The following is a 12,995-nucleotide window of genomic DNA, read 5'->3' on the forward strand; positions in this document are numbered from 1 at the left end:
AGAAAGCATGCGTTTAAAATTGAGATGGTTAACAGTTGTTTTAGTTTCTCTTTCGACTGTGTGTTTTGCACAGTCAAAGAAAAATACGATTATTCCTAAAACATATATAGCGGCAAAAACGGCGGATCCAATTATAATAGATGGAGACGAATCTGACGTTTCATGGAGCAAGGCAGACTGGACAGATCTTTTTGAGGATATAGAAAATGATGTAAAACCCAAATATGCAACAAAAGTTAAAATGCTGTGGGACGAAACCAATTTTTATATATTAGCAAAGATTGATGAACCGCATGTATGGGCAAATTTAAAGCAGCGTGATACTATTATTTTTTACAACAATGACTTTGAAGTTTTTATAGATCCCGACAGCGATACTTTTAACTATTACGAATTAGAAATAAACGCCTTGAACACTGCTTGGGATCTATTTTTGTCTAAACCTTACAGAGAAAATGATAATGTTGTTTTAAACGACTGGAATATCCCGGGTTTAAAATCGGCAGTTAAAATTCACGGAACACTAAATAATCCAAACGATATAGATCAGGGCTGGGTTTTAGAAATGGCCATTCCGTGGGCAGCTTATAAAACTTCCTATTTTGACCAAAACGTTCCTGCAGATAAATTCTGGAGAGTTAATTTCTCAAGAGTAAACTGGCAGCATTCCCTTATTGATGGTAAATACGAACGCAAAAAAGACGCTGACGGAAAATTTCTGCCAGAGTATAATTGGGTTTGGTCGCCAATGGGTGTAATTAATATGCATGAACCTGAAAAATGGGGCTATGTTTATTTTTCTTCAAAAGAAGGAAAAGATACCTTTACCATTCCGCAGGATGAAAAGATAAAATGGGAACTTTATAATTTATACAGAGCCCAAAAAGAGTATTATCAAAAAAATAAAGCTTGGGCAAAATCGCTGGTAAATCTAACGAAAGAAATCCTCAAAGTTGATAATAAAATTCTAAAACCTATCTTGGAAAACCATTCTACGGGATATAATATTGCAATAAAAAGCCCTTTTTCAAATCAAACATTGATCATAAGGCAGGATGGCAAAATAATCACAAAATAAACCACTATGAAACTACCAAAACTACTATTTTTTTTACTGGCATTCAGCATTTTTTCTTGTGCCAAAAAAGAAGAAACAACCACATTTAAATTTGGAGTCTGGACGACAGCTGATGCTAAAAAATCAGATGCAGATTACACCAAAGAATTTAAAAAATACAAAGACGGCGGTATCGACGAAGTATTAATCAATACCACAACAGATCCTAAACTTTTAAAAAGGTTAGTGCCTCTTGCTGCTAAAGAAGGCCTAAAAGTTCACGCCTGGATTATGGCCATGAACAGACCTGGCGACTCAGTTGCGTTACAGCATCCGGAATGGTATCAGGTAAGCAAAGAAGGAAAATCATGTTTTGATAACCGCCCTTATGTCGATTATTACCAATGGTTATGTCCAACCAGAAAAGAATCAAGAGAACATGTTTTGCATTTAGTAGAAGAATTGGCAAAAGTAGACGGAATCGAAAGCGTTCATTTAGATTATATTCGTTTCCCAGACATCTTTTTACCAATCAGTTTACTGCCAAAATACAATTTGGTACAGGATGTAGAACTGCCTCAATTTGATTTTTGTTATTGTGACGAATGTGTAAAAGCTTTCGAAAAAATCCATCATAAAAATCCAAAAGAAAGTCATAACACTTCTATTGATATGGAGTGGAAGAACTTCAGACTAAATGCTATACAAGCCGTTGTAAACGATGCTTATGCAATTGCACACAAACACAACAAACAACTAACAGCAGCTGTATTTCCTTATCCGGAAATGGCAGACCATATGGTGCGCCAGCGTTGGGATAAATGGAATATAGACGAAGTATATCCAATGATTTACCATAGTTTTTACAACGAAGAAATTGACTGGGTAGGCTACGCTACAAAACAAGGTGTTTCTGATTTAGAAGATAAGAAAACGAAAATCAATACAGGAATCTATATTCCGGGATTGAAAAACGATAAAGAACTAAAAGAAGCTATTTTGTTAGCTAAAGAAAATGGAGCTGTTGGAGTTTCATTTTTCGACGGAAATGCATTGTCTGAAAGCAATTTAAAGACAATCAAAGAAACAAAAGCAAGTTTAAAATAAGGATTTTTAAACTCCTAAAAACATATTGTAAATTCAACTTTGTCAGAGTTTAACTTTAAAAAAGTTTAGGATACAGCTATGTTTGTTAATACAAATGAAACGTCTTTATGCGGTTTCAATCCCGATGGCTATCGGGACTATGTGTTTCAAAAAAAATAAAAAGTAAGCAGCATGTCAAATAGAAGAGATTTTATCAAAAAAGCAGCTTTAGGCGCAGCAGCCGTAAGTTCTGTAGGCTTTAGCGGATTTGCGAAAGAGAAAGAAGAGGAAGGAACATTAGAATTTCCTTCAAAAAAAGTAAAAAAGCCAATCGTAATTTCGACATGGAATCACGGTTTGCCTGCTAATAAAGAAACCTGGAAAGAATTAAAAGCAGGAAAATCAGCTTTAGATGCGATTGAAGCCGGTATGAAAATTCCTGAAGCCGATCCGAATGTCCGCAGTGTTGGTTATGGAGGATATCCGGATCGTGAAGGAAAAGTGACTTTAGATGCCTGTATCATGGATCACAACAGTAATTGTGGTTCAGTTTGTTTTTTGCAAGGCATTATGCATCCTATTTCGGTAGCAAAAAGAGTATTGCAAAATACGCCGCACGTAATGCTGGCCGGACAAGGCGCATTGCAGTTTGCATTATCAGAAGGATTTAAAGAAGAAAATCTGCTGACTCCGGAATCTGAAAAAGACTGGAAAAAATGGCTGGAAGATTCTAAGTACAAACCCGTTATTAATATAGAAAATCACGATACCATAAGCATGCTAATGTTGGATCAAGACGGAAATCTTTCGGGAGGGTGTACCACCAGTGGTGCTGCCTGGAAGATGCACGGTCGCGTCGGTGACTCCCCAATAATCGGCGCGGGTCTTTTTCTTGATAACGAAGTAGGAGCTGCTGCGGCAACTGGTTTGGGAGAAGCGGTAATTAGAACTGCCGGAAGCGCCATGGTGGTCGAATTAATGCGTCAGGGAAAATCGCCTTTTGATGCCTGTAAAGAAATCACAGAACGTATTTACAACAAACACAAAAATCACAAAGACATGGAATACCTGCAAGTTGGTTTTATCGCCTTAAATAAAAACGGTGAACACGCAGGTTACAGTCTGAGATCTGGTTTTAATTACGCCGTTTCTGACGATGAAAAAGGACACAGAATGGAAGACGCAAAATTTAAAATGTCGTGGGATAAATAAAGTACTTATGAGTGAACTTTGTCAAAGTTTCAAACTTTGACAAAGTTGAATTACGTTTCTAAAGTATTACACGCAATATTGTCATTTCGACGGAGGAGAAATCTTCGTAAGCAGCTCTACAAAGATTTGGCGAGTTACTATGAGGAGTTTCTTGCGAAGATTTCTCCTTCGTCGAAATGACAAAAATTGAGAAAAACTCAATTGAGAATAAATTTTAAACACACAGAAATATAGATTTTTCTCACAATCTATATCCGATAATTATCGGGGCTATGTGTTGAACAAAAAAACAAAGAATGAAAAAAACAATATCCATATTATCCTTATTAATTACCTCAATTTTATCTGTAAACGCACAGGAAAAAGTTCCGTTTTGGCAGAATGAAAAAATCAATGAAGATAATAGAGAGCCGATGCATGCCGCCTATTATGTTTTTGAAAATGAAATATTAGCTGCTAAAAACGAATGGAGACAATCTAAAAACTATCTGGATATTAACGGAGCCTGGAAATTTAAATATGTCGACAATCCGGCAGCACTTCCAAAGGATTTTGAGAAAACCAATTTTAATGATAATGCGTGGGATAATTTTAAGATTCCGGCAAGCTGGGATGTAAACGGTTATGGATATCCGGTTTACGTAAACACCACTTACGATTTTGATTATCTAATGGCACCAAATCCGCCTTTTGTGCCTACAAAATACAATCCGACAGGAGTTTACAGAAGAGAAATCAACATTGATAAATCTTGGGAAGGTAAAGATATTTTTATTCATATCGGAACTGCAAAATCAAATCTTACTGTTTGGGTAAATGGAGTTTACGTTGGTTATGGTGAAGACGGAAAACTTCCGTCAGAATTCAAATTAAATAAATACGTAAAAACGGGTAAAAACACCATCGTTTTACAGGTTATGAAATGGAATGACGGTTCATATTTAGAATGTCAGGACATGTGGAGAATGAGCGGTATTACACGTGATTCTTATTTGGTAGCCAGAAATAAAGTGCATTTAAATGACTTTGAAATTATTCCTGATTTAGATGCCAATTATGTAAACGGAAGTTTAAAAATTTCAACTCAATTCTCCAATTTAAATGCAAAAGATAATTATAGTTTAGAGGTACAATTAAAAGACGGTGACAAGATTGTTACTTCAAAAAATATTGCCGCTTTAAGCGAAAAACAAACTTTTGAATTTACTGTAAATAATCCAAAGAAATGGAGTGCCGAAATTCCGAATTTATATCAGGTAAGTTTTATTTTAAAAGATAAAAAAGGAAATGTGGCTGAAGTTATCAATCACAATGTTGGATTTAGAAAAGTAGAAATTAAAGGCGGACAGCTTTTGGTAAACGGAAAAGCGATTTACATAAAAGGAGTAAACCGTCACGAAGTTGACCCTATTACCGGACAAACCATTTCGAGAGAAAGAATGGAACAGGATATTAAATTGATGAAAGAATTTAATATCAATGCCGTGAGAATGTCGCATTATCCAAATGATGAATATTTTTACGAATTATGCGATAAATACGGAATTTATGTTGTCGATGAAGCCAACATAGAATCGCACGGTATGGGATATGATATTACAAAAACCCTGGGAAATAAACCAGACTGGGAACTGGCGCATATTCAACGTATGCAGCGTATGATCGAAAGAGATAAAAATCATACTTCGATTATTATCTGGAGTATGGGGAACGAAGCCGGAAACGGTTACAATTTTTACAGAGGTTATTTGTGGATTAAAAACCGGGATAAATCAAGGCCAATTCAGTACGAAAGAGCAACGGCCGGCGCTTGGGACGGAAAAGATTTAAAGTTTGAATGGGATTCTGATATTATCGACCCAATGTACAGTTCGCCAAACAAAATGGAAGAATATATTTTGGCCAATCCAAATCCGTCACGACCTTACATTCAGTGCGAATATGCGCATGCCATGGGGAATTCGATGGGGAATTTTAAAGATTATTGGGATGTGATTCGAAAATATCCAAACTTTCAGGGTGGTTTCATTTGGGATATGATCGATCAATCGGTTTATAAAAAACTGGACAACGGAACTACGATTTTAGCTTATGGAGGAGATTTTGGTCCGAAAGACGTAAAAAGCGACAACAACTTTGTAAACAACGGTGTATTTACGGTAGACAGAAAACCAAATCCGCATGCTTTTGAAGTGAAAAACGTGCAGCAAAACATTCATACTTCTTGGGAAAATCAGGAAACGGCAACGATAAAAGTATACAATGAATTCTCGTTTAAAGACTTAAGCAATGTAACCTTGAATTGGGAAGTGATTTTAGACGGAATTAAAGAAGCCAGCGGTGTAATTGATTATTTAGCAATTGATCCTACAAATTCTAAAACGTACACTTTACCGATAAAATTGGGTGATAAAAAATATCAGGAAGCTTTTGTAAACATCAGTTATACGTTGAAAAATGAAGAGCCGTTTTTACCAAAAGGCTTCGAAATTGCGACAGAACAACTGGCTTACAAAGGAAGCTGGAAAAACGATGTAAAAGTAGAAGGCGCTTCAAAAATAGTAGTTGAGAAAAAAGCAAACAGCACTGTTTTTAAAAGCGATAAAGCCGAGATTACTTTCGACAAAAAAACAGGATTTATCAGCGGCTATGCCTTCAATACTCTTCCTGTTATAAAAGAAGGATACCAATTGCGTCCAAATTTCTGGAGAGCACCAAACGATAATGATTTTGGGGCTAATTTTCAGATCAATTTAAAGGCATGGAAAGATGCGACAGAAAATCCAACTTTGGTAAGCTGGACATTTACTCCAACAAAAGACAATAAAGTTTTAGTAAAAGCGATTTATAATTTACCACAGGTTTCTTCGAATTTAGAACTAAATTATGAGTTCAACGGAAACGGCGAATTAAGCGTGAAAGAAAATCTAAATCTTGATAAAACCAAAGAACAGCCAATTCTGCCACGATTTGGAATGGAAGTAATTGTTCCAAAGGATTTCAGCAATATGACCTATTACGGAAGAGGGCCGCACGAAAATTACGTCGACAGAAATTACAGTTCTAAAGTGGGATTGTATACACAAACGGTTTCAGAGCAGTATTATCCATACATTCGCCCGCAGGAAACCGGAAACAAAACAGATGTTCGTTTCTTAGAACTATCTGGTGATAAATTAAAATTAACCGTGACATCAGATGAATTAATAGCAATTACGGCTTTACATTTCTTAAATGAAGATTTAGACGACGGATTGCAAAAAGATCAAAGACACGCGGCCGAGTTGAAAGAAAGAGATTTAACAAGTTTAAAAATCGATTCGAAACAAATGGGAGTAGGGGGAATTGACAGCTGGCAGGCCTGGCCCATGGAAAAATACCTTTTGAGAGACAAAAATTATCAGTATCAATTTAAAATAACACCTTCTTTAAAATAGTAATTATGAGATCATTGAAACCCTTATTTGTCTTAATCTTCTTAACTGTTTTAAGTTCGGGGTATAGTCAAAAAGTGTATACTGCAAAAGACATTCAAATTATTCCAAAACCAAATCAATTGGTGCTACAGCCAGGAAGTTTTGAATTTTCTAAAAATACTGTTTTTGTTGCCAATACTGATTTTCAAAAGGAAATTTCAAATGCCTTAATCAACAAGTTTGAAGTTGCGGCAGGCTGGCGTCCGGTTTTGGGAACAAAAGCACCACAGAGTAATTTTGTTCAGTTTAAAGTTGATCCAAATTTTCGTAAGGAGGCTTATAAAGTAGATGTACTCAACAATACGGTCACCATTACAGCAAAAGGGAATGCCGGTTTTATCTACGGATTAGAAACTATCAGACAATTGCTTCCTGTTTCTATTGAAAGCAGTTATGCGATTACATCTGCAAAATGGCAGATTCCAAATGTGTCGATTACAGACGAACCGCGTTTTCAGTGGAGAGGTCTAATGCTGGATTTATCTCGTCATTTCTTCGATAAAAATTATATTCTGGCCACAATCGATCGCCTTGCAATGCACAAAATGAACGTGCTGCATCTGCATTTAGTTGACGATCAGGGCTGGAGAATTGAAATTAAAAAGTATCCAAAATTAACCGAAGTGGGTGCCTGGAGAGTCGATCAGGAAAATGTTTCATGGAACGCCAGATTAACCACAAACCCGGATGAAAAAGGAACTTACGGCGGATTTTTTACACAGGAAGAATTAAAAGAAATCGTAAAATATGCCGCAGCAAAAAACATCGAAGTAATTCCCGAAATCGAAATGCCAGCGCACGTAAGCAGTGCCATTGCATCGTATCCTGAATTAGCTTGTTTTGAGCAGCGTATTGGCGTTCCGTCAGGCGGTGTCTGGCCAATAACGGATATTTATTGCGCGGGAAAAGAATCTACATTTGAGTTTTTGCAGAATGTGTTAGATGAAGTAATGACCATTTTTCCATCAAAATATATTCATATTGGAGGTGATGAAGCAACAAAAACCAATTGGTTAAAATGTCCGCATTGCCAAAAAAGAATGAAAGATAACGGTTTGAAAAATGTAGACGAACTGCAAAGTTATTTTGTAAAACGTATTGAAAAATACATCAATTCTAAAGGTAAAAAAGTAATTGGCTGGGATGAAATTGTAGAAGGAGGTTTAGCTCCGGAAGCAACTGTGATGAGCTGGAGAGGAACAAAAGGCGGCATTGAAGCGGCAGACCAAGGTCATGATGTAATTATGACTCCTGAATCGCATTGTTATTTTAATTTCTATCAAGGACCACAAAACGAAGAGCCTTTAGCTTTTGACGGTTACACGCCATTGAGCAAAGTGTATGAATTTGATCCGGTTGTGCCTACAATGTCGCTTATTGAAGCTAATCATGTTTTGGGCGGACAAGCCAATTTATGGGCAGAACACCTGTCGGCGCCAAAAGATTCAGAATACATGATTTTTCCAAGACTGGCAGCGATGGCCGAAGTTTTATGGAGTTCAAAGGAAAGTCGTAACTGGAATGATTTTACAACGAGATTAGCACCATTGTTAAAACGTTACGATTATCTGGGCATCAATTATGCAAAAAGCGCTTATTTGGTTACCGCTTCTTCAACGGCAGATTTGGCTAAAAAACAAATTAATGTTGCGTTGAAAAATGAATTTCCAAATCCGGATATCCGATATGTAATTGGGGATAAAAATATGGATCATCATGCACTGAAATATGTAAATCCAATTGAATTTAAAGAAACGACGTTATTAAAAGCTTCTTTATTTCAGGATGATAAGCCAGTAGGAAAAACGTTTACAGATACTATCGTTTTTCATAAAGCCGTAGCGCAGAAAGTAAAATATCTTACTCCGTATAATGAAAATTACAAAGGCAACGGCCCATACACCTTAACCAATACTATTAGAGGAAGTAAAAATTTCCATGACGGACAATGGCAGGCCTGGCTTGTAAATGATATGGAACTTGTAATTGATTTTGAAAAGCAGGAAAGTGTAGAACAGGTAATTTTAGGGACACTGGAAAGTCAGGGTTCCGGAGTTAATTTTCCTGTAAAAGTTAAAGTTTTGGTTTCAAATGACGGAATCAATTACAAAGAAGTGGGGAAAATATCACGCCCTTATGCTCCAAATGTAACATCAGAATTGAAAGATTTTAAAATCAATTTTGCAAAAACCAATACCCGATTTGTAAAAGTAATTGCTTATAACCTGAAGAAAAGCCCTAAAGGAGAAAGTTCATGGTTATTTGTTGATGAGATTTTAGTGAATTAATTGATAATTAAACGTTTCGAGCTTTGTCAAAGTTTTAAGCTTTGACAAAGTTGAGATCGTATATCACGGTATTTAAATGTGATTTCTACAATTAAAACAAAAAAACAAAACCTAAAATAGAATAAAGATGAAAAGAGGAATATTCATAATCGCATTATTATTTTCCGTTCAAATGTTTTCGCAGGCCATTTACGAAGATGAGCGTTACGTACCGGAAACGGATCCTGCAGTATTGAAAAACTTAGAAGTATGGCAGGGCAAAAAGTTCGGATTATTAATGCACTGGGGAACATACAGCCAGTGGGGAATTGTAGAATCATGGTCAATATGTCCGGAAGATTATGGATGGTGCGAACGCAAAAAAGGAAGTAATCCGGCAAGCTATAATCAATATGTGTCTGATTACGAAGGCTTAAAAAAGACTTTTAATCCAACCAAATTTGATCCTGTAAAATGGGCAAAAGCTGCAAAAGCAGCGGGAATGAAATACATGGTTTTTACCACAAAACACCATGACGGATTTAATATGTACGACACCAAATATTCTGATTATAAAGTAACAGACAAAGATTGTCCTTTCAGTACAAATCCAAAAGCAGATATTTTAAAAGAAGTTTTCACCGCTTTTAGAAATGAAAATATTTCAACAGGAGCGTATTTCTCTAAGCCAGACTGGCATAACGAAAATTACTGGGATCCGTATTTTCCTCCTTTCGACAGAAACGTAAATTACGATCCGTCACTTTATCCGGAAAAATGGCAGAAATATGTTGATTTCACCCACAATCAAATCTTAGAAATCCTTACCAACTACGGGAAAGTAGATATTTTATGGCTTGACGGAGGCTGGGTTAGAAAGAGAGATCAGCAGAACTTAAAAGAAAACTACGATGAAAAATTTGCTGAAAACGAATCAAAAAACGGTTTCATCAAACACAGAGTGGTAGATCAGGATCCGAAAATGGATGAACTGGTTGTCAAAGCACGTCAAAAACAACCGGGATTAATAGTTGTGGACAGAGCAGTACATGGTAAAAACCAAAACTACTTAACTCCAGAGGGACGTGTTCCTGCCAAAACATTGCCTTATCCTTGGGAGTCTTGTATCACTTCTGGCGGCGGCTGGTCGTATTCTCCAGATGCAAAATACATGACGGGAAGACAAGGAATTCATATGCTGATTGACATTGTTGCAAAAGGCGGAAACTTATTGCTAAACGTAGCGCCAAGTCCGGAAGGAGAATGGCAGCAAGGTGCTTATGATTTACTGCAGGCTTACGCAGACTGGATGAAAGTAAACAACACAGCGATTTATGAAACAAAACCAATTGAGCCTTTTAAAGAAGACAATATCTGCTTTACACAAAATAAAACCGGAAATGTATTCGCATTTTATTTAGCAAAAGACGGAGAAGATAAAATTCCTGCCGAAGTTACGGTGAAATCTATCAGTCCTAAAAAAGGAACGAAAATTACGATGTTAGGTTCTAAAACTTCTCTAAAGTGGACAAAAGAAGGAAATGGATTTAAAGTGGTAATTCCGGAAAGCCTTAGAAATAATTTACCTGCTAAAGAAGCATGGACTTTAAAAATTGAAGCTATTAACAGATAAGAATATGTTTTCAATACCAAAAATAATATCGAAAACAGCATGTAGTTTTTACATGCTGTTTTTTAGCATCACAATGTTTGCACAAAATCCGGCAGATTTTGTAAATCCTTTTATTGGAACTTCCAATTTTGGAGCGGCTTTTCCAGGACCGATTGCGCCGCGCGGAATGGCAAGTATCAGTCCGTTTAATGTAGCGGGAATAAAAAATACGCCAATGGAAAAAGACAGTCAATGGCTTTCTAATCCTTATGTAAATGAGAATACTTTTTTGACAGGATTTAGTCAGGTCAATTTAAGCGGTGTTGGCTGTCCGGAATTAGGCGTTATTTTATTAATGCCAACAACTGGTGAAGTTGAAATCGATCACTTAAAATACGGTTCTACGTATTCTAATGAAGTGGCCAAAGCGGCATATTACAGCGTAAATATTGACAAGTACAAAGTAAAAGGAGAATTCACGGCTTCAAAACGAGTGGGAGTGAGCAGATTCACTTTCCCGAAAGGGCAATCCAACATTTTATTAAATCTTGGTTTAGGATTAACCAATGAAGAAGGTGCGATGATAAAAGTGGTTTCTTCGACAGAAATTGAAGGAATGCGTTCTGTTGGTTCGTTTTGTTATAACAGTCCGGAAGATGCTTATCCAGTTTACTTTGTTGCTAAATTTTCTAAACCTGCAGCCAAATTCGGTGTTTGGAAAAAACCAGCCAAATACAACGGTGTAGAAGCGCAGTGGATGGGCTATAACGGTAAAGCGAGAATGATGGAAAATACAATCAAAACGGTTGTTGGCGATAGTATTGGAAGTTATTTCAGGTATAATTTTGATAAAGAAGAAACGGTTGAAGTGAAGATTGGAATTTCATACGTAAGTATCGAAAATGCCCGTGAAAATTTAGAAAAAGAAGTTGGAACAAAATCTTTTGATGCGGTTTACAAAGAAACCTACAACGAATGGAACGAAGAACTTTCTAAAATTTCAGTTGAAGGCGGTTCTCAAGACGACAACACGATTTTTTACACGGCATTATATCACACTCTAATTCATCCTAATACTTTAAATGATTTTAACGGAGAATATCCAGTAATCAAACGAAGTAAAGTTGGTAAAACCAATGACACCCGTTATACCGTGTTTTCATTATGGGATACATACAGAAATGTGCATCAGTTGATGTCATTGGTTTATCCAAAACAGCAATCTGATATGGTAAAAAGTATGCTTGACATGTTTGATGAAAACGGCTGGCTGCCCAAATGGGAACTAAATTCGACAGAAACATTTACCATGGTTGGAGATCCGGCAAGTATTGTAATTACAGATACTTACCTCAAAGGAATTCATGATTTTGATGTTCAGAAAGCGTATTATGCGATGCTGAAAGGAGCAGACCAGATTGAAAATAATCCGCTTCGTCCGGGGTTGAAAGATTATATCAAAAAAGGATATTTGACAACCGACAGCAAAGGACCGGTTTCGACCACTCAGGAATATAATATTTCAGATTACGCTGTATCGCTTATGGCCAACGAATTTGGTGACAAAGAAAATGTAAAACGTTTTAAAAACCGTTCGTTGTCCTATAGAAAATTATTTGATAAGAATTTGAATTTACTTCGCCCAAGAATTGCAAACGGAGATTGGTATGAGCCTTTTGATCCTGCTTCTGGAGCTAACTTTGAAGAAAATGTTGGTTTTATCGAAGGAAATGCATGGCAATATAATTTTATGGTTCCTCACGACATTAAGGGATTAATGAAATTAATGGGGGGCGATAAAGCTTTTTCGGCACAATTGCAGAAAATTTTCGACAGCAAACAATTTGATATGGCAAACGAACCAGATATTGCCAATCCGTATTTGTTTAATTATGTGAAAGGTGAGGAGTATAAAGCCCAGGAAACTGTAAAGAAATTGGTCCGCGAATATTTCAAAAATGAACCAAAAGGATTACCAGGTAATGATGATACAGGAACGATGTCGGCCTGGTTGGTTTATTCGATGATGGGAATTTATCCAATATCGCCAGGAGATCCAATTTACACTATTACAGCGCCAATGTTTCATAGAGTGACGATCAAATTAGATCCAAGATATTATAAAAAAGAAAGCATTGTAATTGAAAGACAAATCAATAATGATGGGAAAATCAATTCGATTGAGCTAAACGGAAAAACACTTAACAGCTTTTTTATTTCGCACGAAGATTTTGTGAATGGAACAAAGCTTAAAGTGATTCAAAACTAAACACACACACACAACT

At 36.4% G+C, this 12,995-nt stretch carries 7 protein-coding genes; all 7 read left to right on the forward strand.

Going from position 1 to position 12,995, the window contains the following annotated elements:
• The first annotated feature begins 7 nt into the window (after window positions 1–7).
• Window positions 8–1,078 carry a carbohydrate-binding family 9-like protein gene (locus BKM63_RS11300; protein WP_071636680.1) on the forward strand — a complete coding sequence of 357 codons (1,071 nt, stop codon included), beginning with the start codon at window positions 8–10 and terminating at the stop codon, window positions 1,076–1,078.
• 6 nt (window positions 1,079–1,084) lie between these two features.
• On the forward strand, window positions 1,085–2,164 hold the full coding sequence (locus tag BKM63_RS11305) for a putative glycoside hydrolase (RefSeq protein WP_071636681.1): 1,080 nt from the start codon (window positions 1,085–1,087) through the stop codon (window positions 2,162–2,164).
• A 171-nt stretch (window positions 2,165–2,335) separates the two neighbouring features.
• Window positions 2,336–3,355, forward strand: a complete 1,020-nt coding sequence (locus BKM63_RS11310; RefSeq protein ID WP_071636682.1) for an isoaspartyl peptidase/L-asparaginase family protein — start codon at window positions 2,336–2,338, stop codon at window positions 3,353–3,355.
• Between the two features lie 296 nt (window positions 3,356–3,651).
• Complete coding sequence (locus BKM63_RS11315; RefSeq protein WP_071636683.1) at window positions 3,652–6,792, forward strand: glycoside hydrolase family 2 TIM barrel-domain containing protein; 3,141 nt, start codon at window positions 3,652–3,654, stop codon at window positions 6,790–6,792.
• 5 nt (window positions 6,793–6,797) lie between these two features.
• Window positions 6,798–9,119 (forward strand): glycoside hydrolase family 20 protein, encoded by a 2,322-nt coding sequence (locus BKM63_RS11320; protein ID WP_071636684.1) that lies wholly within the window; start codon window positions 6,798–6,800, stop codon window positions 9,117–9,119.
• A 127-nt stretch (window positions 9,120–9,246) separates the two neighbouring features.
• Window positions 9,247–10,731: an alpha-L-fucosidase gene (locus BKM63_RS11325; RefSeq protein WP_071636685.1), complete on the forward strand. Its 1,485-nt coding sequence runs from the start codon at window positions 9,247–9,249 to the stop codon at window positions 10,729–10,731.
• Window positions 10,732–10,735: 4 nt separating this feature from the next.
• Window positions 10,736–12,979 (forward strand): GH92 family glycosyl hydrolase, encoded by a 2,244-nt coding sequence (locus BKM63_RS11330; protein WP_071636686.1) that lies wholly within the window; start codon window positions 10,736–10,738, stop codon window positions 12,977–12,979.
• The last annotated feature ends 16 nt before the right edge of the window (window positions 12,980–12,995 follow it).

Source organism: Flavobacterium johnsoniae, assembly GCF_001879205.1.
Lineage (GTDB): Bacteria > Bacteroidota > Bacteroidia > Flavobacteriales > Flavobacteriaceae > Flavobacterium > Flavobacterium johnsoniae_A.